24 protein-coding genes and 1 pseudogene are annotated in these 24,096 nt (G+C 66.2%); 15 read left to right on the forward strand and 10 right to left on the reverse strand.

The features are described 5' to 3' along the window. Positions 1-3: 3 nt before the first annotated feature. The 3 genes from ACWV8V_RS08190 to ACWV8V_RS08200 all read right to left on the reverse strand — a co-directional run bounded on the left by ACWV8V_RS08190 (position 4) and on the right by ACWV8V_RS08200 (position 3,926). A complete protein-coding gene (locus ACWV8V_RS08190) occupies positions 4-2,283 on the reverse strand; it encodes a thiamine pyrophosphate-dependent enzyme (protein ID WP_455899433.1) in 2,280 nt (759 codons plus the stop codon). Positions 2,284-2,412: 129 nt separating this feature from the next. Further along, positions 2,413-2,964 carry a GNAT family N-acetyltransferase gene (locus ACWV8V_RS08195; protein WP_455899434.1) on the reverse strand — a complete coding sequence of 184 codons (552 nt, stop codon included), beginning with the start codon at positions 2,962-2,964 and terminating at the stop codon, positions 2,413-2,415. Positions 2,965-3,095: 131 nt separating this feature from the next. Next, the gene (locus tag ACWV8V_RS08200; RefSeq protein WP_123730792.1) at positions 3,096-3,926 is read right to left on the reverse strand and encodes a glycine zipper 2TM domain-containing protein; all 831 of its coding nucleotides are present in this window, start codon (positions 3,924-3,926) and stop codon (positions 3,096-3,098) included. 159 nt (positions 3,927-4,085) lie between these two features. On the opposite strand from ACWV8V_RS08200, the gene ACWV8V_RS08205 reads away from it, so the two are divergent. Together ACWV8V_RS08205 and ACWV8V_RS08210 are read left to right on the forward strand one after the other, a co-directional pair. Next, a complete protein-coding gene (locus tag ACWV8V_RS08205; protein WP_123730791.1) occupies positions 4,086-4,310 on the forward strand; it encodes a DUF6116 family protein in 225 nt (74 codons plus the stop codon). Further along, positions 4,307-5,068, forward strand: a complete 762-nt coding sequence (locus tag ACWV8V_RS08210) for a TatD family hydrolase (protein WP_259261567.1) — start codon at positions 4,307-4,309, stop codon at positions 5,066-5,068. Before ACWV8V_RS08205 ends, ACWV8V_RS08210 begins: the two co-directional genes overlap by 4 nt. An 18-nt stretch (positions 5,069-5,086) precedes the next feature. Here ACWV8V_RS08210 and ACWV8V_RS08215 read toward each other — a convergent pair whose 3' ends face one another. Further along, positions 5,087-5,899 (reverse strand): tRNA threonylcarbamoyladenosine dehydratase, encoded by an 813-nt coding sequence (locus ACWV8V_RS08215; protein ID WP_455899435.1) that lies wholly within the window; start codon positions 5,897-5,899, stop codon positions 5,087-5,089. Positions 5,900-5,993: 94 nt separating this feature from the next. Here ACWV8V_RS08215 and ACWV8V_RS08220 point away from each other — a divergent pair, with 94 nt between their 5' ends. Together ACWV8V_RS08220 and ACWV8V_RS08225 are read left to right on the forward strand one after the other, a co-directional pair. Further along, the gene (locus ACWV8V_RS08220; protein ID WP_455899436.1) at positions 5,994-6,434 is read left to right on the forward strand and encodes a hypothetical protein; all 441 of its coding nucleotides are present in this window, start codon (positions 5,994-5,996) and stop codon (positions 6,432-6,434) included. A 118-nt stretch (positions 6,435-6,552) separates the two neighbouring features. Then, on the forward strand, positions 6,553-7,038 hold the full coding sequence (locus tag ACWV8V_RS08225; RefSeq protein WP_019185918.1) for a glycine zipper 2TM domain-containing protein: 486 nt from the start codon (positions 6,553-6,555) through the stop codon (positions 7,036-7,038). Between the two features lie 93 nt (positions 7,039-7,131). On the opposite strand, the gene ACWV8V_RS08230 is transcribed toward ACWV8V_RS08225, so the two are convergent. Further along, positions 7,132-7,335: a cold-shock protein gene (locus ACWV8V_RS08230; RefSeq protein ID WP_019185917.1), complete on the reverse strand. Its 204-nt coding sequence runs from the start codon at positions 7,333-7,335 to the stop codon at positions 7,132-7,134. A gap of 108 nt (positions 7,336-7,443) precedes the next feature. Continuing rightward, a complete protein-coding gene (locus ACWV8V_RS08235; RefSeq protein ID WP_259261655.1) occupies positions 7,444-7,584 on the reverse strand; it encodes a hypothetical protein in 141 nt (46 codons plus the stop codon). On the opposite strand from ACWV8V_RS08235, the gene ACWV8V_RS08240 reads away from it, so the two are divergent. The 3 genes from ACWV8V_RS08240 (at position 7,568) to arsC (ending at position 9,726) form a co-directional block, all read left to right on the forward strand. After that, positions 7,568-8,053 carry a DUF456 domain-containing protein gene (locus ACWV8V_RS08240; protein WP_455899437.1) on the forward strand — a complete coding sequence of 162 codons (486 nt, stop codon included), beginning with the start codon at positions 7,568-7,570 and terminating at the stop codon, positions 8,051-8,053. The two genes, ACWV8V_RS08235 and ACWV8V_RS08240, sit on opposite strands and share 17 nt — an antisense overlap. Positions 8,054-8,206: 153 nt before the next feature. After that, positions 8,207-9,373 carry a phospholipase A gene (locus ACWV8V_RS08245; protein ID WP_455899438.1) on the forward strand — a complete coding sequence of 389 codons (1,167 nt, stop codon included), beginning with the start codon at positions 8,207-8,209 and terminating at the stop codon, positions 9,371-9,373. Continuing rightward, positions 9,373-9,726, forward strand: a complete 354-nt coding sequence (gene arsC, locus ACWV8V_RS08250; protein WP_259261562.1) for an arsenate reductase (glutaredoxin) — start codon at positions 9,373-9,375, stop codon at positions 9,724-9,726. Before ACWV8V_RS08245 ends, arsC begins: the two co-directional genes overlap by 1 nt. Before the next feature lie 9 nt (positions 9,727-9,735). On the opposite strand, the gene ACWV8V_RS08255 is transcribed toward arsC, so the two are convergent. Continuing rightward, positions 9,736-10,089: a hypothetical protein gene (locus ACWV8V_RS08255; protein ID WP_455899439.1), complete on the reverse strand. Its 354-nt coding sequence runs from the start codon at positions 10,087-10,089 to the stop codon at positions 9,736-9,738. Positions 10,090-10,266: 177 nt separating this feature from the next. On the opposite strand from ACWV8V_RS08255, the gene ACWV8V_RS08260 reads away from it, so the two are divergent. Then, positions 10,267-11,376: a sterol desaturase family protein gene (locus tag ACWV8V_RS08260; RefSeq protein ID WP_455899440.1), complete on the forward strand. Its 1,110-nt coding sequence runs from the start codon at positions 10,267-10,269 to the stop codon at positions 11,374-11,376. A gap of 6 nt (positions 11,377-11,382) precedes the next feature. Here the strand turns inward: ACWV8V_RS08260 and ACWV8V_RS08265 are convergent, their stop codons facing one another. Beyond that, positions 11,383-12,018, reverse strand: a complete 636-nt coding sequence (locus tag ACWV8V_RS08265) for a glutathione S-transferase family protein (RefSeq protein WP_455899441.1) — start codon at positions 12,016-12,018, stop codon at positions 11,383-11,385. A gap of 159 nt (positions 12,019-12,177) precedes the next feature. Between ACWV8V_RS08265 and ACWV8V_RS08270 the strand changes: the two genes are divergently transcribed. Further along, positions 12,178-12,813, forward strand: coding sequence for a LysE family translocator (locus ACWV8V_RS08270; RefSeq protein ID WP_259261558.1), 636 nt, complete (start codon positions 12,178-12,180; stop codon positions 12,811-12,813). Between the two features lie 101 nt (positions 12,814-12,914). Here ACWV8V_RS08270 and ACWV8V_RS08275 read toward each other — a convergent pair whose 3' ends face one another. Further along, positions 12,915-14,432 carry a fumarate hydratase gene (locus tag ACWV8V_RS08275; RefSeq protein ID WP_019185911.1) on the reverse strand — a complete coding sequence of 506 codons (1,518 nt, stop codon included), beginning with the start codon at positions 14,430-14,432 and terminating at the stop codon, positions 12,915-12,917. 161 nt (positions 14,433-14,593) lie between these two features. Between ACWV8V_RS08275 and sigJ the strand changes: the two are divergent. The 5 genes and pseudogenes from sigJ to ACWV8V_RS08300 all read left to right on the forward strand — a co-directional run. Beyond that, positions 14,594-15,481: pseudogene (sigJ, locus tag ACWV8V_RS08280) on the forward strand (RNA polymerase sigma factor SigJ); the annotation flags it as partial. Positions 15,482-15,517: 36 nt separating this feature from the next. Further along, positions 15,518-15,961 (forward strand): carboxymuconolactone decarboxylase family protein, encoded by a 444-nt coding sequence (locus tag ACWV8V_RS08285; protein WP_455899442.1) that lies wholly within the window; start codon positions 15,518-15,520, stop codon positions 15,959-15,961. Between the two features lie 251 nt (positions 15,962-16,212). Next, a complete protein-coding gene (locus ACWV8V_RS08290; RefSeq protein ID WP_455899443.1) occupies positions 16,213-18,069 on the forward strand; it encodes a sulfatase-like hydrolase/transferase in 1,857 nt (618 codons plus the stop codon). 102 nt (positions 18,070-18,171) lie between these two features. After that, positions 18,172-20,043 (forward strand): ABC transporter ATP-binding protein, encoded by a 1,872-nt coding sequence (locus ACWV8V_RS08295; RefSeq protein ID WP_259261553.1) that lies wholly within the window; start codon positions 18,172-18,174, stop codon positions 20,041-20,043. Between the two features lie 95 nt (positions 20,044-20,138). After that, positions 20,139-20,918 (forward strand): ferredoxin--NADP reductase, encoded by a 780-nt coding sequence (locus ACWV8V_RS08300; RefSeq protein ID WP_019185907.1) that lies wholly within the window; start codon positions 20,139-20,141, stop codon positions 20,916-20,918. 108 nt (positions 20,919-21,026) lie between these two features. Here ACWV8V_RS08300 and ACWV8V_RS08305 read toward each other — a convergent pair whose 3' ends face one another. After that, on the reverse strand, positions 21,027-21,509 hold the full coding sequence (locus ACWV8V_RS08305; RefSeq protein WP_121038042.1) for a glutathione peroxidase: 483 nt from the start codon (positions 21,507-21,509) through the stop codon (positions 21,027-21,029). A gap of 402 nt (positions 21,510-21,911) precedes the next feature. Between ACWV8V_RS08305 and ACWV8V_RS08310 the strand changes: the two genes are divergently transcribed. Then, positions 21,912-24,080 carry a M3 family metallopeptidase gene (locus ACWV8V_RS08310; protein ID WP_455899444.1) on the forward strand — a complete coding sequence of 723 codons (2,169 nt, stop codon included), beginning with the start codon at positions 21,912-21,914 and terminating at the stop codon, positions 24,078-24,080. Positions 24,081-24,096: the final 16 nt, after the last annotated feature.

Consider the following 24,096-nt stretch of genomic DNA (forward strand, 5'->3'; position numbering starts at 1 on the left):
GTATCAATGGTCCTGCGCCAGCGCGAGGGCGGCGTTCAATACCGCATTGTCGCTTGGAAGCACGCACAATGCTGCCCCCGCCAGCGGCGTGTAGGTATCGGCCCCGCAGACCCGCCGGATCGGCAGGTGCCCCAGCCCGGCCTCGACCAGCGCGGTGATCACGCCCTCGCCCACCCCGGCGCTGTGCCGCCCCTCATCGACCACCAGCACGCGCTGGGCATCGGCGGCCTGGCCAGCGATGAAACCGGCATTGAGCGGCACCAGCCAGCGCAGATCGACCACCCGCACCTGCCAACCCAGCTGCTGCTCGATCGCCCGTGCCGCCCGCAGGCTCATCGGCACGCCATTGCCGTAGGTGAAGACGACCAGGTCACTGGCCTCCGGCGCGTAGACCCGGCCCTCGCCGAGCACCAGTGCCTGGTCGGCGGCCGGATACGGGAACAGCCATTGCCCATCGCCCGGCGCGTGCAGGTCCTTGGTCATGTACAGCGCGATCGGCTCCAGGAACACCGCGACGCGCCCATCGACCGTCGCCAGCGCCGCCAAGGTGCGCAGCATCATCGCCGCATCGTCGCCGCGCGAGGGACAGCCGACCACCAGGCCGGGGATGTCGCGCAGCGCAGCGATCGAGTTGTCGTTGTGGAAATGCCCGCCGAAGCCCTTCTGGTAGCCAAGCCCGGCAATGCGCACCAGCATCGGGTTGCGGTACTGATCGTTGGAGAAGAACTGCAGCGAGCACGCTTCGCCACGCAGCTGGTCGGCCGCATTGTGCAGGTAGGCCAGGTACTGGATCTCCGGGATCGGCAGCATGCCCAGGTTGGCCAGCCCCTGCGCCATGCCCAGGATCATGGTTTCGTCCAGCAGGGTGTTGAACACGCGGCGTGGGCCAAACGCCTTGAGCAGGCCCTTGCTGACCGTGTACACCCCACCTTTCTGCGCGACGTCCTCGCCGAACAGCAGCGTGGCCGGGTACTTGGCCATCAGATCGTGCAGGGCCTGGTTGATCTGGATCGCCAGATGGCGCGGGGGCTGTGTCTCGGGCAGCTGCGCCTCACCACCGAAGGCGGCAGCACGCGCGTCATCAGCGACCACGCGCGTGGCTTCGGCATGCACCGCCGCCGGCGAGTAAGGCGCCAGTGGGGCGATGACCTCGGCGAGAGCGGTCAGCTTCGGGCGTCGATCCGCCTCGGCGGCCGCCGCAAAACAGCGCGCGCGCACACGCTCGTACAGATCGAGCACCTGCGCGGCGGTCATCCACCCGGACTGCAGGGCGATGGCCGCCGAGCGCAGCAGCGGATCGCTGGCCTCGGCGGCGCACAGCTCCGGCAACGGCCGCCATTCGATCTCGAAATCGGTGCCGGCATGGCCCATCAACCGCGTGGTGCGCAGGTGCAGGAAGGTCGGGCGGCGGGTCTGCCGGCAATGGGCCAGCGCGCGCTCGACCTGCGCATGGCCCTCGACCAGATCCAGACCGTCAGCGAAGAAGTAGTCCAGGCCCGGGCGGTGCGCGAAACTCTGCGCGATCCAGCCGTCCGGCGTTTTGACCGAAATGCCGATGCCGTTGTCTTCGCAGACGAACAGGATCGGCGCCGGCAGCCGCTGGTACGCCGCCCACGCCGCCGTGTTGAACGCGGTCTGCGCGGTGGCGTGGTTGGCCGAGGCATCGCCGAAGGAGCAGATCACCACGCTGTCCTCGGGAATCGGCAGCGTGTGACCAATGCGTCGTCCGCTTTCGATGGCGAGCGCGGTGCCCAAGGCCTTTGGCAGGTGCGAGGCGATCGTGGAGGTCTGCGGCAGTACCCACAGCGGTTTGCTGCCCCATACCTTGTGGCGCCCGCCGCTGGCCGGATCGTCCCGGCTGGCCGCGAACGAGAGCGCCGCGTCCATCACCGGGTCCATGCCCGGCAGCTTGCGGAAGCGCTCGGCCATGAAGCCGCCGGAGCGGTAATGCAGGAACGCCGGATCGGTGTGCCGGGCCAGCCGTGCCACCAGCGCATTGCCTTCATGGCCGGACGAACCGATGGTGTAGAAGACCTTGTTCTGCACGCGCAGCACGCGCGCCATCAGGTCCAGATGGCGGCTGATCAGCTGCGACTCGAAGAGGTCGGCAAAGCCCTGCGCGTCCAGCGTACTGCCAGGCAGGATGGGGCTGCCGGGGGCTGGCCTCGGCGCAGGATCGCCACGCCACTGCTGCACGAAATCGATGAAGTTGGCGTCGCAGATCTCGGCCCGGTTGAGGCCTTTCATGCGCGCCGGAATCGGATCGGGAACCACGGCAAACATGCATCACCCTCCGGGACGTGTTGCGTAGGCGGATAGCCGGATGGACTCTTGCTCATGCACCGCGGGCGGCTCGCCCGCGATCCCGAGTCTGGCCTCACCCCAGCGCCTTTGCCAAGCGCGGGTGCAGCATCACCGCTGCCCGACGCGGCGCTGCTGCCACTGCTGCCGCGACTGGCCCCAGATCTCGATCGGCTTGCCGGCATGCGGTGGCGGCAGCTCGCCCATCCGCAACAGCGAACTGCCCAGCTTGCGCGCGACGACCTTGGAATTTTCGTTGGCGGCATCGATGGTGTGGATGATCTCTTCCCAGCCCAGCGTGTCGAACGCCCAGTCCATGCTGGCCACCGCCGCTTCGGGCGCATAGCCCCTGCCCCAACTCTCGCGGCGGATGCTCCAGCCGACCTCGGTGCCCGGCCAGTCCAGCGGCTGCCACGGACCCATGCGGCCGACCCATTCACCGCTGCTTTTTTCGATCACCGAGAACATCGAAAATCCGTACAGATGCCAGCTGCCGACCAGGCAACTGAAGCTGCGCCATGCCTGCGACGGGGCCTGCACGCCACCGAGGTGCTGCATCACCTCCGGGTCCGAGCAGAAGCGCAGGAAGGCATCGAAATCCTCGGCGCGCGGTGGCCGCAGGATCAGACGGTCGGTCTCCAGCTGGAGGTCGAAAATGCTCATGGCGTCCTCGTGTGTCGCATGCGTGCCGGCATGATCGCAGATGCCGTGATCGGCATGCCGTGCGGCGCACCCCAAAACGCAGCACGCCGGCAGAGGCCGGCGTGCTGGTGGTGCTTACGAGCTGCAGGAACTTACTGCCTGTTCGCATCCAGTGCAGCGGTCTGGGTGACCAGCTGACCATCGATCACCGGCAGCCGATCGCTGCTCGGCTTGTTGTCCATCTTCACGGTCTTCTCGGCGCCGTCGTAACGGTAGGTCACGTTGTAACCGGTGACCGCGTTGGTGGTGCCCATCGGGATGCGGTTGCCCGGCTTGCTGGCCATGCGCATGGTGCCGGTGGTGCCGTCTTCATTGCGGTAGGTGACGTTGTAGCCGGTCACGCGGGTCGACTCGGAGGTCGCGGTTTCGGTATGGCACTGGCGCTCGGTGCGGTTGACCACGCGGCCGCCCACATGGCGCTTGTCCACCTGGTTGCCGATCATGCCGCCAGCGACAGCACCAGCGGCCGTGGCGGCCTTGCGGCCATTGCCACCACCGACCTGGTTACCCAGCAGGCCGCCGATCACGGCACCAGCGACGGTACCGCCGACATTGCCGTCGCGTTCGGGCAGGCGTTCCTGCACCACCACGTCCTGGCAGACTTCATGCGGCGTCTGCGTGCTGGACGTCTCGCGCACCGGCTCGGTGCCGATCACGGTGGCGTAGGCCTTTTCCTTCTTGGTCAGCGGGTCGACCTTGACGATGTCGGCGTACTCCAGCTTGCCGGCCTTGTCTTCAATGGCCAGCTGGTCGGTGCGCGCGCCATCGTCGGCGAGCGGCGTGGTGTCCAGAGTGGGCCGGGTCTGAGCAGCGGTCACCGCATCGGGCGAGGAACTGCCGCCCTTCATGAAGGCAGCGGTGGCGATACCGCCGACCAGCAGTGCACCCGCAGCGACCAACGCAGTAGTAGTTGTACTTTTCATAACCGGCTCCTTGCGGACGATCCGCAACGTTCTTGAGTGAATTCCAGCACGGCCACCCTGAACGGAATCTCCACGGATCGTGAACATCCTGCCGCCCATTCAGGTTCGGTGAGCATTGGGCTCGTGATAGCGTTTACAGCATCTGCCCAGGAGTGCCTCATGTCCAATCCCATACTGTTGCCGGTGCTGGAATGGGCGCGTCGGCTGCGCTACCCCACGCTGTTCAAGATCACCGCCGCGCTGTTCGCGGTGACGCTGGTGATTCCCGACCCGCTGCCGTTCGTGGATGAAATCCTGTTCGGCCTGGGCACGCTGCTGCTGGCCAACTGGAAGCGACGCGGTGACAAGCTTCCCCCGCCGTTGCCGACCAAGCGCCGCGCGTGAGGGTGATTGACAGCCACTGCCACCTGGATGCGGGGGAGTTCGATGCGGATCGCCCTGAGGTGATCGCGCGCGCACGCGCTGCCGGGGTCATGGCCCAGGTCGTTCCCGCCGTCACTGCCGCCAGTTGGCCCGGCCTGCGCGATGCGTGCAGGCTGGCCGACGGGCTGCACCCGGCCTACGGACTGCACCCGATGTTTCTGGACCAGCACCGCCCCGAACACCTGGACGAACTGCGCGCGTGGCTCGAACGCGAGCGCCCCTGCGCGGTGGGCGAGTGCGGGCTGGATTTCTTCGTCGAGGGGCTGGACCCGGACGCCCAGCAGCACTACTTCCTCGGTCAGCTTCGGCTGGCACGCGACTTCGACCTGCCGGTGATCGTGCATGCGCGCCGTGCGGTGGATGCGGTGATCGCGGCGATCAAGCAGATCGGCGGGCTGCGCGGCGTGGTGCACAGCTTCCCGGGCAGTCCGGAACAGGCGGCGAACCTGCACAAGCTGGGCTTCCTGATCGGGCTGGGCGGCCCGTTGACCTATGACCGCGCCCAGCGCCTGCAGCGGCTGGTGGCCCGCATGCCCCTGGAGCAGCTGCTGCTGGAGACCGACGCGCCGGATCAGCCGGATGCGGGGATCCGTGGAGAGCGTAATGAGCCGGCACGCTTGCCGGTGATCCTGGAGACGGTGGCGCGGCTGCGCGGGGAGCCGGCCGAGGCGATTGCCGCGCAGACCACGGCCAATGCCGAGGCGTTGTTCCGCCTCTGAGCGGAGAATCCGCCGGAATCAAGCCTCGGCGGGCAGCGCACCCTTCTTCGGCTTCCTCAACATCTCCAGCGCCTTGCCCACCGCCGCGAACGCGAACGCACCGGTGATATGCGTGGCCGCGCCCAGCCCGGCGCCGCAGTCCAGCTTCAGCGCCGCGTCGGCGCCGAGGTTCGGGCGGATGCCGCACACGCTGCCGTCGGCCTGCGGGTACTTCACGTTTTCCAGCGAGTACACCGCCGGCACGCCGAAGTAACGCGAGGCGTTCTTCGGGAAGTTGAAATCGCTGCGCAGCTTCTTGCGGATCAGCGCCATCATTGCGTCGTGTTCGGTGCGCGAGACATCGCGGATCCGCACCAGCGTGGGATCGGTACGGCCACCGGCCGCCCCCACGGTGAGAATCGGCAGCTTGCGGCGACGGCACCAGGCGATGGTCTCGACCTTGACCCGGAAGCTGTCGCAGGCATCGATCACCAGATCGAAATCGCGGTCCAGCAGCTCGACCATGTTGGACACGGTCAAGAAGGAGGCGACAGCATCGACGCTGATGTCCGGGTTGATCGCGCGGCAGCGCTCGGCCATCGCCTCGGCCTTGTTGCGGCCGTACTGGCCGGCCAGCGCCGGCAGCTGGCGGTTGGTGTTGGACACGCAGATGTCATCGGCATCGATCAGGGTCAGATGGCCCACCGCCGTGCGCGCCAGGGCTTCGACCACCCACGAGCCGACGCCGCCCATGCCCACCACCGCCACTCGACGGCTGGCAAGCAGATCCACGGTGCCCACTCCATACAACCGGTCGATGCCGGCAAATCGTTCGCGCAGTACGTCGTTCATGCGCCTATTTTAATGCGCCCAGGCCCGGCCGGTACGCGCCGTGGACAGGACGCGTCGTACCATCGCCGCAGCCACCCTCACCGAAGCCCTCACCATGAACGACCCCGTGACCCCGCCACGCCGCCCCTCCGCCGCTTACCGCTACCTGTTCGTGGGCCTGCTGGGCCTCGTGATCGGCCTGATCGCTACGGTGATGGTCTCGCGGGCGATCCAGGCCCGCCAGGACCCCTTCCCGGATTCGCTCATGCACGTGATGAACCGCCAGGTGGAACTGCTTCAGGCGGCGCAGGCGCAGAACCGCTGCAGTCTGGCCGACACCGTGCCGCGGCTGCAGACGCTGCGCTCGCTCTCCAATGATCTGGACCTGGCCTTTCCCGGCCTGAAGGACAGCCAAGGCTTCCAGCAGCACGCCAGCGCCCTGCGCGCCACCCTCAACGAGGCCCTGGCCGCGCCGCCGACCGACTGCCCGGGCATGGCCACGCTGGTGGAGAAGATCCAGGCGGACTGCAAGGCCTGCCACCAGGATTTCCGCTGATTCATCTTCCAGCCACGCTGGCGCCCCGGGATTGGCACGCTGTTCACGCAGCACAGGACACGATCTGCTCCATGCGCACCAGACGCATTCGACCACCCCTCTGGCCAGGAGATACACCATGAAGATTCAACTGATTGCCGCTGCTGCCGTTGCCACCGTCGCCCTGGCTGGCTGTGCCACCACCTCGCCGGGCTACGGCAGCAGTGGTTACAACAACGGTTACGGCAATTCCGGCGGCAACTACAACACCAACCGTTGCGCCGATTGCGGCATCGTGACCCGTATCAATCAGGTCGCGTCGGGCCGCAGCGCACCGAGCGCGACCGGCGCGGTGCTGGGTGGCATCGTCGGCGCGGTCGCCGGCCATGAGATCTCCGACCACACCGGTGGCAGCCGCGGCAACAAGAACATCGCCGCCGCCGCAGGCGCGGTGGGTGGTGCGCTGGCCGGCAACCAGATCCAGAAGAACGTGACCAGCGATACGTTCGACATCACCGTGCGCATGGATGACGGTCGCACCGTCGTGGTGAACCAGCGTGATCTGGGTGGCATCCGCGAGAATACCTACGTGCGCGTGGTCAACGGCAAGGTGATCCTGCGCTGATTGGCGCAGCCGCCCTGCACGCCACAAAAAAGGGCCCGCGCAAGCGGGCCCTTTTGCTTTTCGTGTTTCAACCAGGCAGGACCCGGTCTGCGCTCAGAGCGGCTTGACCTTGTCGGCCTGCAGGCCCTTCTGGCCAGTCACCACTTCGAACTCGACCGCTTGACCTTCCTTCAGGCTCTTGAAGCCCTGGGATTCGATCGCGCGGAAGTGCACGAACACATCTTCGCCGCTCTCACGGCTGATGAACCCGAAACCCTTCGCGTCGTTGAACCACTTGACGGTGCCCTTCTCAGCCATCTCAGCTACTCCCTAACTGTCTTGTTGTTGGATACACCCGTACAGGCGGCTGACAGCAAGGAGGAAGCGGGGTGCAACGATGCAGCGGATCTGGAAGATCTACCATCATCAGGCCACGATCCACGGTGACCTTGCCAAGCTCAGCGCCTGCAACTTAACCCGAGCAAAACGAAAAAGCAACTGGCCAAAACCTTCGGATGTCAACCCCATTTCAGGAACCATACTGGACAGCATGGACCATTCATTCATCTTGTACCTGCTAGCCGTCGTTCTGGTGCTCGTCGGCATCGCCGGCGTGATCCTTCCCGCCCTGCCCGGCATCCCGCTGGTGTTCGCCGGGCTGGTGCTGGCGGCATGGGCCGACGATTTCGTCCATGTGGGCTGGCTGCCGCTGACGATCCTGGGCCTGTTGACCCTGCTGTCCTTCGCCGTGGACATCCTGGCCACGGTGGTCGGCGCGCAGCGGGTAGGTGCCAGCCGCAAGGCCCTGTGGGGAACCTTCCTGGGCAGCATTGTCGGGGTGTTCTTCATGCCGATCGGCCTGTTCGTCGGCCCGCTGGCCGGTGCACTGCTGGGCGAGTACTGGCACACCCGCGAGCTGGGCCGCTCCACCAAGGTGGGCCTGGCGACCTGGCTTGGCATCCTGCTGGGGTTCGCGCTCAAGCTGGCGCTGGTGATCGCGATGCTGGGGCTGTTCGCCTTCGCGTGGTTCTTCTGACTGCGACCGGGACGCGGACGTTCACACCCCGAGCACACCACTGACCGGCATAAACCGGGTCAGATCGATGGCATCGCGTGCTGGCAGGAAAGCCGGGCAGCGGCGACACTGTGCGATCAGACCCATTCATTTTTGTCACGCGGCCCTGCTCCCATGACCCTGCCCTATTCCCGCTCCGCCCTGTTCACTGCCTTGGCCCTGGCCGGCGCCGCCCTGCCCGCTGCAGCACAGGAGGCGGCACCGAAGCCGGCGTCACCGGAGGCCTGCGCCCTGGTGGACACCGACGCAGCGCGTCTGGCCTGCTACGACACGCTGTTCGGGCGTACGCCCGAGGTCACCCTGGCCGCCGATGCCGCTGCCACCGCCGCCAAGCAGGAGCGCCGGGAAGAACGTCATGCCGCCCGCAGTGCCGACGCCGACGCCCCGGCGACGCAACGGGTCAAGCAGCGCCTCGGCGAAGTGTTCAAGAACGACGGCCATGAAGACGCGCTGGCCAATGCCGGCAAGGGCTCGCTGCTCGACAGCCGCTGGGAGCTCGCGCAGGACTCCAAGCTCGGTGCCTTCCAGCTGCGCGCCTACAAGCCGGTCTACCTGCTGCCCGCGTTCTGGACCAGCGACAAGAACCAGATGCCGCAGTCGCCCAATCCGGTCAACACGGTCACCACCTCGCAGCAGCTGGACAGCGCGGAACTGAAGTTCCAGCTCAGCTTCAAGACCAAGATCGTGGAAAACCTGTTTGGCGACAACGGCGACATCTGGGCCGGCTACACGCAGAGCTCGCGCTGGCAGGCCTACAACGCCGACAACTCGCGTCCGTTCCGTGAGACCAATTACGAGCCGGAAGTGATGCTGATGTTCCGCAACGGCTACTCGATCGGCGGCTGGCGCGGACGCATGAGCGGGATCAGCGTCAACCACATGTCCAATGGCCGCGCCGATCCCCTGTCGCGCAGCTGGAACCGGGTGATCGCCACCGTTGGTCTGGACCGCGAGAACTGGGCGCTGGTGCTGCGCCCGTGGTATCGCATCCCGGAAGACCGCAAGGACGACAACAACCCCGACATCTCCGATTACATGGGCCGCGGTGACGCCACCCTGACCTGGAACAAAAACGGTCATGAGGTGTCCTTGATGGCGCGTCACTCGCTGCGCGGCGGCGACCGCTCGCACGGTGCGCTGCAGCTTGATTACGGCTTCCCGATCAGCAACCTGCTGCGCGGCCACGTGCAGATCTTCGATGGCTACGGCGAGAGCATGATCGACTACAACCACAAGGCCACCTATGTCGGCCTGGGGGTGTCGCTGCTGGAGTGGTATTGATGGCCGTGACGATCTGGCACAACCCGCGCTGCAGCAACTCGCGCGGGGCACTGGAGATCCTGCGTGAACACGGCATCGAGCCGGTGGTGGTCGAGTATCTGAAGACGCCGCCGGACCGTGCCACGCTGGCAGGGCTGATCACGCGCATGGGCATCGCCCCGCGCGCGTTGCTGCGCAGCAAGGAGCCGGCCTATGGTTCGCTCGGGCTGGGCGACGACGCGTTGTCCGATGCCGCGCTGATCGAGGCGATGGTCGCCCACCCGGAGCTGATCAACCGCCCGATCGTGGAGACCCCGCGCGGTGCACGCCTGTGCCGGCCGCCGGAGACGGTGCTGGCGATCCTGCCGGCGTAAAACCGCGCCTCAGCTGCCTCCGCAGCGGCTGGTACACCGGTTGATATCCTCGCCACAGGTCAGCGCGGGCAGCCGGTTGCGGCAGTAGTCGCTGCTGGCCTGGCATGATTTACGCAGGTCCGGGTTGTCGATCTTGTCGCACTTCGCGTCGCGCTGGGTCGCCACCCCGGCACCACAGCTGTCGCCGCTGCCAAACCCGGTACGGCTGGTCATGCAACTGTCGTACTGACGCTGGCACTGCTGCATGCACTGGTTGGCAGCGGTGACCTCGCGCAGGCTGGGCGGGGCGGTGTGGAAATCGCCATCACTGCTGCAGGCGGTGACCAGCAGGATCAACAGCAGGGTGAAAAGCATCCGTGGCATCGTCGTGCTCCGTGTGGAAAGCGTCCGGCCATGGCCGGCATGCGCGCATGCCCGGAATGTAGCACTGCTTGTTTTCCGAATTAAGACCCGGGCTCCCAGCGCAGCCGCAACTGCCTCTTCCGTTTCGTCAGCTCCGACGCTCACAATAGCCCCGCCCTTTTACCTGGATGCCAGCGGATGGCCCGACCACGACGCTCGTTCTTCGCCTACGCCTCGGCTCTGCTGGGACTGCTCAGCCTGATGGGCGTGGCCTGCTTCCACTTTCCGGACCTGCTGACCAGCCGCGAGTTCCGCGCGGTCTACAACGAACAGTTCGCCCGCCACCTGCTGCTGGTCGGGCTGGCCTCCGCCTTCATCATGGGCACCCTGGCGATCCTGCGCGACCGCAACAAGCGGATCGCCACGATCGGCGTCGGCAGCGCCACCCTGGCGGTGCTGCTGGGGGGTACCAACGTGCAGTTCGATGCGATCGGGCAGACACCCTACTCACTGGGTCTGGACTGGTTCGTGCTGTCGCTGTTCTTCTCGGCACTGGTATTCGTGCCGCTGGAGCGCTACCTCGGCAAACACGTGCTCTCGCCGCTACGCCCGGGCTGGCGTACCGATGTCGGCTACTTCTTCATGAGCCACGTGCTGGTGCAGTTCATCCTGATCCTGGTGACCGCCTCGACCTCGACCATTGCCGGGCTGGCCGCGTTTCCCGCGCTCAAGACGCTGATCCAGTCGATGCCGGTGTGGCTGCAGTTCCTGATCGCGGTGTTCGTCGCGGACATGGCCCAGGCGCTGCTGCACCGCGCGTATCACAACACCCCATGGCTCTGGCGCTTCCACGCCGTGCACCATTCCAGCCGGCACATGGATTGGCTGGCCGGCTCGCGCATCCATTTCGTCGAAATCGTCATGACCCGCAGCTGCGTGCTGCTGCCACTGCTGGTACTCGGCTTTTCGACCCCGGCGATCAACGCCTACGTGATCCTGGTGGGTCTGCAGGCGGTGTTGGCCCACGCCAACCTGGGCATCCGTTTCGGGTGGCTGGAGTACCTGCTGGTGCTGCCGCGCTACCACCACTGGCATCACGCGCGACAGCAGGAGTACGTCGACGTCAACTACGCCATCCACCTGCCGCTGGTGGACATGCTGATGGGCACCTTCAAACTGCCGCGGGATCAGCGCGAATGGCCGCAGGAATACGGCGTCATGAAACTGGAGACCGTTCCAAAGGGACTGCTCAACCAGCACCTGATGCCGTTCCGTGCACGACGGACCTTCGACGAGTACGTCGACTGAACCCAGTCAGCGCCAGTCGGTGATGCCCTCGCGACGGTAGACCTCGGCGAACGCCGGCCGTGCTTTCAGGCGATCCGCGTAGGCCTTCAATGCCGGCCAGGTGTCACTGGGCGTGGGCATGTTGCGTGACCAGCGCATCAACATCACCAACATGAAATCGACCACGCTCAACGACTCGCCCAGCACATACGGGCCGCGCGTGGACAGGTGCTCGGTCAGATGCTGCCAGGCGCCTTCCAACCGCTCGCGCGCACGCTGGCGGGTCGCGTCCACGTGCTCGGGGCCCGCCATTTCCTGCGGGTAGAACCACGCCCGATACGCCGGTTGCACAGTATTGGCGCACCAGAACATCCAGCGGTACGCCTCGGCGCGGTCGGCAGTCCCCGGTGCTGGCAGCAGGGCCGCTTCCGGATGGCGGTCTGCCAGATGCAGCGCGATCGCTGCCGCTTCGGTCAGAACCAGCCCGTCGATGCTCAACGTCGGCACCAGGCCCGCGGGATTCAGGGCGAGATACGCCGCGTCCTTGTGCTCGCGCTTGTCGAAATCCAGCAGCACCAGCTCGTGCTCGATCTGCAGCTCCAGCAACAGCCAATGGACGACCAGGGCGGCGGTACTCGGCGATCCATACAACGTGGTGCGCATGCTCAGGGCCTCTTGAGGGAGGCGCACAGTATGCGCCCGCGCTCCGTGCCATCACATGGGTACAGAGCACGGGCGATGGGGACGCGTTCTGTCTCTGCCACTGCGCCGCGGACGCTCGCAGAATGCGTCCTCTGCCCCGCCGCCAGCCCAGGATCCCCCATGCCCGATTCGTCCGCTCTGCTCGCCTTCGGTCTGATTTCGCTGGGGATGGTGCTGACGCCCGGGCCGAACATGATCTATCTGATCTCGCGCTCGATCTGCCAGGGACGCACCGCCGGGCTGATCTCGCTGAGCGGTGTCGCGCTGGGTTTTCTGGTGTATCTGGTGTGCGCGGCACTGGGCATCACCGCGCTGCTGATGGCAGTGCCGCATGCCTACGATGTGTTGCGTTTCGCCGGCGCGGCGTATCTGCTGTACCTCGCCTGGCAGGCGCTGCGCCCCGGCGGACGTTCGCCGTTCCAGCTGCGCACGCTGGACCATGACAGCCCGCGCAGATTGTTCGGCATGGGCCTGTTCACCGCGCTGCTCAATCCGAAGATCGCCGTGATGTATCTCTCGCTGCTGCCGCAGTTCATCCAGCCCCATGGGCATGGCAGCGTGATGGTGCAATCGGTGGTGCTCGGGCTGGTGCAGATCGCAACCAGCGTCAGTATCAACGCACTGATCGTACTGGCCGCCGGCAGTATCGCCACCTTTCTGGCCGGGCGCCCGCGCTGGCAGACGGTACAGCGTGGCCTGATGGGCACGGTGCTCGGCGCGCTGGCGGTGCGCATGCTGGTGGACGCGCGCCGCTGAGGGGAAGTAACGGCCAACGGTCGGTGCCTGCCCGCGTCAGCCACGAAAAACGGCGCCCCGGGGCGCCGTTTTCGTTTCCAGCGTTGCCGCGACCGGAGGCCTCAGGCGACCACGACCGGAATCTTGCCGATGCGGGCCTGCCATTCGCGCGGGCCGGTCTGGTGCACGGACTCGCCGGTGGAATCCACCGCCACGGTCACCGGCATGTCCTGCACGGTGAACTCGTAGATCGCTTCCATGCCCAGATCCGCGAAGCCCACCACCTTGGCCGCCTTGATCGCCTTGGAGACCAGGTACGCCGAGCCGCCGACCGCCATCAGGTAGGCCGACTTGTTGTCACGGATCGCTTCGATCGCCGCCGGGCCGCGCTCGGCCTTGCCGACCATGCCCAGCAGGCCGGTCTGTTCCAGCACCTGGCGGGTGAACTTGTCCATGCGGGTGGCGGTGGTCGGGCCGGCCGGGCCCACCACTTCGTCGCGCACCGGATCGACCGGGCCGACGTAGTAGATGAAGCGGCCCTTGAGGTCGACCGGCAGCGGCTCGCCCTTGTCCAGCATCTCCACCATGCGCTTGTGCGCGGCGTCGCGGCCGGTCAGCAGCTTGCCGTTGAGCAGCAGGGTCTGGCCCGGCTTCCAGCTGGCGACGTCTTCCGGAGTGATCGTGTCCAGATCGACGCGGGTGCCCTTGGAGGCGTCATAGGTGATCTGCGGCCAGTCTTCCAGCGACGGCGGATCGAGCATCACCGGGCCGCTGCCATCCAGCGTGAAATGCGCATGGCGGGTGGCCGCGCAGTTCGGGATCATCGCCACCGGCAGGTTGGCCGCGTGGGTGGGGAAATCCTTGACCTTGATGTCCAGCACGGTGGTCAAGCCGCCCAGGCCCTGCGCGCCGATGCCCAACGCGTTGACCTTGTCGAACAGTTCCAGGCGCAGTTCTTCGGCACGGTTGGAGGCGCCGCGGGCCTTGAGCTCGTTGATGTCGATCGGCTCCATCAGCGACTCCTTGGCCAGCAGCATCGCCTTCTCGGCGGTACCGCCGATGCCGATGCCGAGCATGCCCGGCGGGCACCAGCCGGCGCCCATGGTCGGCACGGTCTTCAGGACCCAGTCCACGATCGAATCGGACGGGTTGAGCATGGCGAACTTGGACTTGGCTTCCGAACCGCCGCCCTTGGCCGCGACGATCACCTCGACGGTGTCACCCGGCACCACCTTGACGTTGACCACGCCCGGGGTGTTGTCCTTGGTGTTGATGCGCTTGCCGGCCGGATCGGCCAGCACCGAGGCGCGCAGCTTGTTGTCCGGGTAGTTGTAGGCACGGCGCACGCCTTCGTTGGCCATGTCCTCCACGCCCATCGTGGCGTCGTCCCAACGCACGTTCATGCCGATTTCCAGGAACACGGTCACGATGCCGGTGTCCTGGCAGATCGGCCGGTGGCCTTCGGCGCACATGCGCGAGTTGATCAGGATCTGGGCCATCGCCTCCTTCGCGGCCGGCGACTCTTCGCGCTCGTAGGCAGCGTTGAGGCTCTTGATGTAATCGACCGGGTGGTAGTACGAGATGTACTGCAGCGCGTCGGCGATGGACTGGATGAGGTCTTCCTGCTTGATCGATGTCACGACTTGCTCGCTTGCTGGAGGCTGGCGGGGTTGAACCGCCGATTTTAACAAGGACCGCCCCGCGGCGTTGAGAATCGCTCGCGGCCGCGGCGTTTGGTGCACAGTGGCCGCCCAGCCTTGTCACAGCGGCCTGCCCGGCCGCGTCCTTCCGGCATGACCCCGAAGATACCTTCCAGACCCACCGCCCCCGCCTGTTCGCCCTGGCCTACCGCCTGCTGGGTAGCCGCAGCGACGCCGAGGACATCGTCCAGGATGCCTGGCTGCGCTGGCAGGGCGCCGACACCACCGTGATCCGCGACCCGGAAGGCTGGCTGGTCACCGCCACCACCCGGCTGGGCCTGGACCGTCTGCGCGCCCGGCGCAGCGCACACGTGGAGTACGTGGGGCCGTGGCTGCCCGAGCCGCTGGAGATCGCCCTGGACCCGGACCCGCTGCAGGACCCGGCCCAGCGTCACGCGCTGGCCGACGAGGTTTCCGTGGCGTTCCTGGCGCTGCTGGAACAGCTCACGCCGGACGAGCGTGCCGCCTTCCTGCTCAAGGACGTGTTCGACTATGACTACCCGGACATCGCCCCGCTGCTGGAGCACGCCCCGGCCAACTGCCGGCAGCTGGTCCATCGGGCGCGGCAGCGGCTGCAGACCGGGGCCCCGCGCTTCGCGGTCTCGCCGGCGCAGCACCGCGATCTGCTGGAGCGCTTCATGAATGCCTCGCAGCAGGGCGACCTGGCGGCGATCCGCTCGCTGCTCGATGCCAATGCCGAGATGATCTCCGACGGTGGCGGCCGGGTGACCGCGGCGATCCGCCCCCTGCTCGGCGCCGAGCGCATCGCGCAGCTGTACTGGGCGATCGCGCGTCGCAACGGCCAGCATCCAGCCCAGCTCGGCCAGGTCAATGGCGAGCCGGCGATCCTGCGATTCGCCGGCGACCAGTTGCACTCGGTCACGATGATCACGGTCGATGCGGGGCACATCGTGCGCGTGCTCAGCGTGCTCAATCCGGAAAAACTCACTGCGCTTGTCACAGCGCGCGAGGCTGGCGCGTCCTCCTGATGAAGACGGCCATTGCGGCCGTCATGGAGTAGCCGCATGTCCGCTTTACCCCGCGTTCCGTACACCCGTCTGGCCGCCGAGGCCTTCAAGGGCCTGCTGGCCACCAGCAAGGCCGTCCACGACAGCTCCATCGATCCTGTGTTGATGGAGCTGGTGTTCCTGCGTGTCTCGCAGATCAATGGCTGCGGCTACTGCATGGACATGCACGGCACCACCCTGCGCAAGGGGGGGATCGAACCGCGCAAGCTCGATACGCTGCCGGCCTGGCATGAGAGCCGTTTCTTCGATGCGCGCGAGCGCGCCGCGCTGGGCTGGGCCGAAGCGCTGACCCGGCTGAGCAGCGCAGCGCCTTCGGATGCCGCGTACGAGGCACTGTTGCCGCACTTCGATGAAAAGGGCATCAGTGACCTGAGCATGGGCATCGCGGTGATCAATGCCTGGAACCGTCTCGGCGCCGGGCTGTTGCCGCCCCTGCCGTGATTCGGCGGCGGGAATGCGCTGAGTTGCCTATATGCGCTTTTGCACGGAGTGACTGAATCGCACCTGCATGCGCGCACGCAGCGCGCAAGCGTAAGGCAGGGGCATTTCTGACATGGAACCCGGGCTTTCACGACAGAAAACAGTGGCTGCGTCTATCCAAAACACCTCGCTGATTTCTTGTTCAAATAACATCTCAGCGCCGCCGCGGTTCGCAGTACGGTCCGCCCTCCTTTTGGGCCGGACCGGACTGCATGACCCACACGCGCAGCGCGACGCTTCATCCACACCCGACTGCGTGGTTGCCCGCGTATCTGCTCATCAACGCGGCCGTGTCTGCCCTACCCGTGCTGTTGAACGTTACATGGCCCGCCGCCACCGACGCGCGGCTGTTTCTCACCGTGGCACTGGCCAGCCAACTGACACTCGCACTGGCGGTGTGCTGCCTGCCCGGCTGGTTACTGGGCAGCATCAGGCCGCTGCGTGCGCTGGCATTGCCCAGCGTGGTCACGCTGACCACGCTGTGGTGGATTGCGCTGCTCATCGATGCCCGGGTTTTCCATCAGTTCGGTTTTCATCTCAATGGTCTGGTCATCGGCCTGCTGCTCAGCGGCCGGCTGCTGCAACAGCTCGGCGTGAACACCGTCTCCTGGCTGGCCGCGGGCGCCGTGCTCGCCGGCATGGCCACGCTGCAGCTGCTGTTCGCCCGCGGGCTTCAGCGCAGGGGCATTGCCGCCCTCCCGCGTGCCCGCTGGCTGTGGTTGCTGCTCCCCCTGCTGCCGATCACCCAGGGCTTGGCCGTCTGGTACGACGCCCACAGCCGCGTCGACGCCATGACCGGACTGCGGCCCATTCCCTGGCTGCACACCGCCACCGCGCGGCGCCAGCTGGCCAAGCTGGGCTGGGTACAGCAAGACAGCATGGAACGCCAGCTGGCAGGGCAGCCCAGCAGCACCGCTCTGCAGTACCCGCTCCAACCGCTGCAGTGCCGCCCCGAGCGGCCCATGAACGTGTTGATGATCGTGGTCGATTCCCTGCGCCATGACATGCTCACGCCGGCGCAGATGCCCAATGCCAGCCGTTTCGCGGCGCAGGCATGGCACGCGGAGCAGCACTACAGCACGGGCAACAACACCATGCATGGCTTGTTCGGGCTGTTCTATGGCCTGCCGGCCCTGCATACCAACACCATGATCCACCACCGCCGCGGACCGGAGCTGCTTCGCCAGCTGGACCAGCATGGCTACCGGTTCCATCTGTATGGTGGCGCGTCATTGCAGGGCGCCCGGATGGACCGGGCCGTATTCGCGCAGGTCACCGCGCCGCTGCATACCGCGCCGAACCATGTCGCCCAGGATCTACGCGATCGTCATGTGGTCAAGCAACTGTCCGCTGCACTGCGCCAGCAGCCCGCCGATACACCGTTTTTCGGGTTCATGCTGCTGGACAGTGCCCATGTTCCCTATGCCGTTCCGGCCGATGCCGAGCACCGGTTCCTGCCCCAGGCCAGATCCGGTGATCACCTCAAAACCCATCGCGGCACCGACCCCGCACCATTGTTCAACCGCTACCGCAATGCCGTGCTCAAGGCCGACACCCTGATCGGCCAGCTGCTGCAGGCCCTGGACGACAGCGGCCGCCGCGACGATACCGTGGTGATCATCACCAGTGATCATGGCGAGTCCTTCAACGATCTCGGCCAGAACGATTGGGGACATAACGGGAATTTCAGCGACGTACAGACCCGTGTGCCGATGGCGATCCGGTGGCCGGGCCGGGCAGCCGCCATAGAGCCGGGTGTGACCAGCCACATGGATATCGCCCCAACGCTGCTGCGCCACCTGTTGGCCTGCAGCAATCCGCCCTCGGACCATTCGGCAGGGCTGGATCTGTTCGGCCCGCTGCCACCGGTGCGTCCGTTGCTGGTGGAGTCATGGACCCAGCGCGCGGTGCGCGTCGGCCCACGAGCGCTGCTGGTGCGGCCCTATGGCGTCGAGGTGCGCGATGCCGACTATCGTCCGGTCGCGGATGCGACCTCAACCGCCGCTGTCACTGCCGCCATCATCGATCAGATGCAACTGCTCCAACCCACTACCACGCCTTCGCCCTAGGGCGTTGGCGACCTGGGCCGCTGGCCCGTCATGGCATGCGCCGGCACCCGACGCGGCAGGCTTCATCTCCAAACCACGTCTGCGACGCGCACAATGTCGCCCATGCCCGCCTCCCCCGCTGCCGGTGCACCCGGCCAGAAGAATCCCAGCCTGCGTGAGCGCGTCAATGCGATGCGCAACCTGCCCCCGTTCCTGCGCCAGGTCTGGCAGACCAGCCCCGGGCTGACCCTGGCCAGCCTCGGCCTGCGCGTGATCCGTGCGTTGCTGCCGGTGGCGATGCTGTATGTCGGCAAGCTGATCATCGATGCGGCGGTACTGCTCAGCCAGCACGATGCGGGCTTCCCGCCGTTCGGCGAGGCGCTTTCCAGCGGACTGCTCAACCCCCTGCTCGGTCTGCTCGCACTCGAGTTCGGCCTGGCCATGGCCTCGGACCTGCTCGGCCGCATGGTCAGCTACGCCGATACGTTGCTGTCGGAGCTGTTCACCAACGTCACCAGCGTGCGCCTGATGGAACACGCCGCCGAGCTGGATCTGGAGGATTTCGAAGACCCCGACCTGCAGGACAAGCTGGACCGCGCACGCCGCCAGACCATGGGCCGGATGAACCTGATGAGCCAGCTGTTCGGCCAGGTGCAGGACAGCATCACCGTGGCCAGTCTCGCGGTCGGCCTGATCGTGTACGCGCCCTGGTTGATCCTGCTGCTCGCGGTGGCGCTGATCCCGGCGTTCATCGGCGAATCGCATTTCAACGCTGCCGGCTACAGCCTCAATTTCCAGTGGACGCCCGAGCGTCGGCAGCTGGAGTACCTGCGCCAGATCGGGGCCAGCGTTGAGACCGCCAAGGAGGTGAAGATCTTCAACCTCCATCGCTTCCTGATCGACCGCTACAAACGGCTGGCCGAGAAGTTCTACCTCGCCAACCGCGCCCTCGCGCGCAAGCGTGCGATCTGGGGCACGCTGCTCGCCGCGCTGGGAACGCTCGGGTACTACGCCGCGTACGCTTACATCGCCTGGCGCACCGTGCGCGGCGATTTCTCGATCGGCGACCTCACCTTCCTGGCTGGCAGTTTCCTGCGTCTGCGCCAGCTGCTCGAAGGGCTGCTGATCGGCTTTTCGCAGGTCGCCGGGCAAGCGCTGTACCTGGACGATCTGTTCTCGTTCTTCCAGATCGAACCGGAGATCCATTCGCGCCCGGATGCCGTCGCCATCCCGCAGCCGATCACCCAGGGCTTCGTCTTCGAGAACGTCGGCTTCCGCTATCCCGATGCGGAAAGCTGGGCGGTACGCCACCTGGATTTCGACCTGCGTGCCGGCGAAGTGCTGGCGCTGGTCGGCGAGAACGGCGCCGGCAAGACCACCCTGGTCAAGCTGCTGGCCCGCCTGTACGACCCCGATGAAGGCCGCATCCTGCTCGATGGCCGCGACCTGCGCGATTACGACCTCGATGACCTGCGCGCCAACATGGGGGTGATCTTCCAGGATTTCGTGCGCTACAACCTCAGCGCCGGCGAGAACATCGGCGTCGGCCTGGTCGAGGCGATGACCGACGACGCCCGCATCCGCGATGCCGCGCGCCGTGGCATGGCCGATGAAGTGATCGCCGGCCTGCCCGGTGGCTACGACCAGCTGATCGGCCGCCGCTTCAAGATGGGCGTGGACCTGTCCGGCGGGCAATGGCAGAAGATCGCGATCGCCCGCGCCTACATGCGCGATGCGCAGGTGATGATCCTCGATGAACCGACCGCGGCCCTGGATGCCCGCAGTGAGTTCGAGGTGTTCCAGCGCTTCAAGGAACTGTCCGACAACCGCACCGCGGTGCTGATCTCGCACCGCTTCTCCTCGGTGCGCATGGCCGACCGCATCCTGGTGCTGGCCGGCGGCCGGATCGAGGCCAGCGGGACCCACGCCGAACTGATGACCCAGGGCGGCCGCTACGCCGAACTGTTCGAGCTCCAGGCGGCTGGCTACCGCTGAAACCCACGCCTGGCGGGCGTGTCCGGCCAGTCAATGAGAATTTATCTCATTTGAGATAAACTAGACCCGACGAAACCGACCAGAACCCCACCCCCATGTCTTCCGCTTTTGGCGCCGAAACGGTGCTTGAGGTCCGTCACTGGACCGACGCCTACTTCAGCTTCACCACGACCCGCGACAGCGGCTTCCGCTTCGAGAACGGCCAGTTCGTGATGATCGGCCTGGAAACCGAGGCGCGGCCGCTGCTGCGCGCGTACTCCATCGCCAGTGCCAACTGGGAAGAAAACCTGGAGTTCTTCAGCATCAAGGTGCAGGACGGCCCGCTGACCTCGCGCCTGCAGCACATCAAGCCGGGCGACAAGGTCCTGGTCGGCAAGAAGCCCACCGGCACCCTGCTGATCAGCGACCTGCACCCCGGCAAACACCTGTACCTGCTCGGCACCGGCACCGGCCTGGCGCCGTGGCTGTCGGTGATCAAGGACCCGGAGACCTACGAGCGCTTCGACAAGGTGATCCTCACCCACGGCGTGCGCTACGAAAAGGACCTGGCCTACCGCGACCTGTTCGAGAAGGAACTGCGCGAGCACGAATTCCTCGGCGAAATGATCGGCGACAAGCTGCTCTACTACCCGGCCGTGACCCGCGAAGCCTTCCCCAACCAGGGCCGGCTGACCTCGCTGATGGAAAGCGGCGAGATGCAGAAGACCCTCGGCCTGCCGCCGCTGGACCCGGAAAATGACCGCGCCATGATCTGCGGCAGCCCGCAGATGCTGGCCGACCTGCGCACCGTGCTGGACAGCCGCGGCTTCCAGACCTCCCCGCGCATCGGCACGCCGGGCCACTACGTGTTCGAGCGCGCCTTCGTCGAAAAGTGACGTAGAGCCACGCCATGCGTGGCTGGACCCGCGAAGATCATGCAACACGAGCAGCCGGCCAGCGGCCGGCGCTCCCCGATCACGGCCCGTCGTGGTCGGGCAACCGCCTCAGCCCAGCGCCGCCCCGATATCCCCGCGCAGCGATTCGGGCTTGTCAGTCGGCGCGTAGCGCGCCAGCACCTGCCCATCGCGGCCGACCAGGAACTTGCTGAAGTTCCACTTGATCCCGCGCGTACCCAATACCCCGGCCTTCTCGGCCTTGAGCCACTGCCATAGCGGATCAGCGCCGGCGCCGTTGACCTCCACCTTGTCCGACATCGGGAAACTGACCCCGTAGCTCAGCGAGCAGAATTCCCCGATCTGCGCCGCATCGCCCGGCTCCTGGTGTCCGAACTGATCGCAGGGAAACCCGACCACCACCAGCCCCCGCGGCCCGAACTCCCGCCACAGCGCCTCCAAGCCCTCGTACTGCGGCGTAAAGCCGCACTTGCTGGCCACATTGACCAGCAGCAACACCTTGCCCCGGTACTGCGCCAACGCCTGCGGCTGGCCGGACAGATCCACGAACGGGAAATCGAAGGCAGTGGTCATCGCAGGGGTTCCGGTGGAGAGACCTCATCTTAGCTCGCCCGCTGGACTTGTCCTGCACGGCTGGGGAGCCGGCCAGCGGCCGGCACTACCCCACACTCAGGGCCACACGCTCCTTCTCGAGGCGCCAATGGACTGTCCAGCGCGGGGCGGGTGGGGGTTGGCGGGGGCGTAGTGCGCCATGGATGGCGCACTACGAGCGTACATGGACGTATTCACAGCGTGCCCCGCCGGCCCCCACCCGCCCCGCGCCTCGCAGCAGCCCATCGGCGCTGTTGCTGTTGCTGTGACCGCGCTCTTTCGCAATGCCCCGGCCGTGGTCCGGCCAAAACATGCCTTTCGACACAAGCCGCTCCCCAACGGCTCGGGTTACCCTCAAAGACTTGTCTGACCGGAGAACTCCCCTTGACCACCCGTCTTGCCCTCGCCGTCGCCGTGACCCTCGGCCTTGCCCTGCCCGCCTATTCCGCCACCGCCGCCACCCCGGCCGCGACCACCGCCCAGCAGGCCAACCCGTTCTTCGCCGACAGCCCGCTGCCGCTGCACTTCCCGCAGTTCGACAAGATCAAGGACAGCGACTTCGCTCCCGCCTTCGACGCCGGCATGGCCCAGCAACTGAAGGAAGTCGACGCGATCGCCAACAACAAGGCCAAGCCGACCTTCGACAACACCATCATCGCCCTGGAAAAGAGCGGTGACACGCTGGATCGCGCCACCACCGTCTTCTTCAGCCTCGTCGGCGCCGACACCAACGACGCACGCAAGAAGCTGCAGGCCGACTACTCCGCCCGCTTCGCCGCGCACAGCGACGCCATCGCACTGAACGGCAAGCTGTTCGCCCGCATCCAGAGCCTGTACGACGGTCGCGCCGCGCTCGGCCTCGACGCCGAAGGCGTGCGCCTGGTCGAGAAGTACTACGAGAGCTACGTCCGCGCCGGCGCCAAGCTGTCCGAAGCCGACAAGACCAAGCTCAAGGAAATGAACGCCGAACTGGCCAACCTGGGCACCAAGTTCAGCCAGAACGTGCTGGCCGAAGTGAACGCCTCGGCGATCACCGTCGATGACGTCAAGGAACTGGCCGGTCTCTCGCAGGAGCAGATCTCCGCCGCTGCCGAAGCCGCCAAGGCCCGTGGCCAGGACGGCAAGTACGTCATCACCCTGCTCAACACCACCGGCCAGCCGCCGCTGACCAACCTGGCCAACCGCGCGCTGCGCCAGAAGATCTACGAAGCCTCGGTGACCCGCGGCAGCCGCGGTGGTGAGTACGACAACACCGCCCTGGTCTCGCGCATCATGCAGCTGCGTGCCGACAAGGCCAAGCTGATGGGCTTTGCGAATTTCGCCGCCTACAACCTCACCAACCAGACTGCCAAGACCCCCGAAGCCGTCAACGCCATGCTCGGCCAGCTCGCCCCGGCCGCCGTCGCCAACGCCAAGCGCGAAGCCGCCGACCTGCAGGCCATGATCGACAAGGAACAGAAGGCTGCCGGAAAGCCCACCTTCAAGCTGGAAGCATGGGACTGGGCGTTCTACAGCGAGAAGGTCCGCCAGGCCAAGTACAACTTCGACGAATCCCAGCTCAAGCCGTACTTCGAAATGAAGAACGTGCTCGAGAACGGCGTCTTCCACGCCGCCCAGCTCGAGTTCGGCCTGACCTTCAAGCAGCGCACCGATCTGCCGGTCTACCACGAAGACGTCACCGTCTACGACGTGTTCGATGCCGACGGCAGCCAGCTGGCGATCTTCATCTTCGATCCCTACGCACGCGCCTCCAAGCGCGGCGGTGCGTGGATGAACTCGTACGTCTCGCAGTCCGAACTGACCGGCTTCAAGCCGGTGGTCGCCAACCACCTCAACATCCCCAAGCCGCCGGCCGGCAAGCCGACCCTGCTGACCTGGGATGAAGTGACCACCACCTTCCACGAATTCGGCCATGCCCTGCACGGCATGTTCTCGAACGTGAAGTACCCCTACTTCTCCGGCACCTCGGTGCCGCGCGACTTCGTCGAGTTCCCCTCGCAGGTCAACGAGATGTGGGCCGATGATCCGGTCATCCTGAAGAACTACGCCAAGCACTACCAGAACGGCACGGCCATGCCGCAGGCCCTGCTCGACAAGGTCGTCGCCGCCGCCAAGTTCAACCAGGGCTTCGCCACCACCGAGTACCTCGGTGCGGCCATGCTCGATCAGCGCTGGCACCAGATCGGTCCGGACCAGGTCCCGGCCGCCAAGGACGTGATGAAGTTCGAAGCCGAAGCCCTGGCCAAGGACGGCATCTTCTACGCGCCGGTCCCGCCGCGTTACAAGACCCCGTACTTCAGCCACATCATGGGCGGCTACTCGGCCGGCTACTACGCCTACATCTGGTCTGAAGTGCTCGATGCCAACACCCAGAAGTGGTTCCGCGAAAACGGCGGCCTGAGCCGCAAGAACGGCGATCACTTCCGCCAGACCCTGCTCTCCAAGGGTGGCAGCGTGGATGCGATGGAACTGTTCCAGAACTTCGCCGGCCACGCCCCGCAGATCGAGCCGCTGCTCGAAAAGCGCGGCCTGACCAGTGGCGGCAAGGATTGATTCAATCGCCCTCTCC

This window comes from Stenotrophomonas sp. Ker107b, from assembly GCF_053847245.1.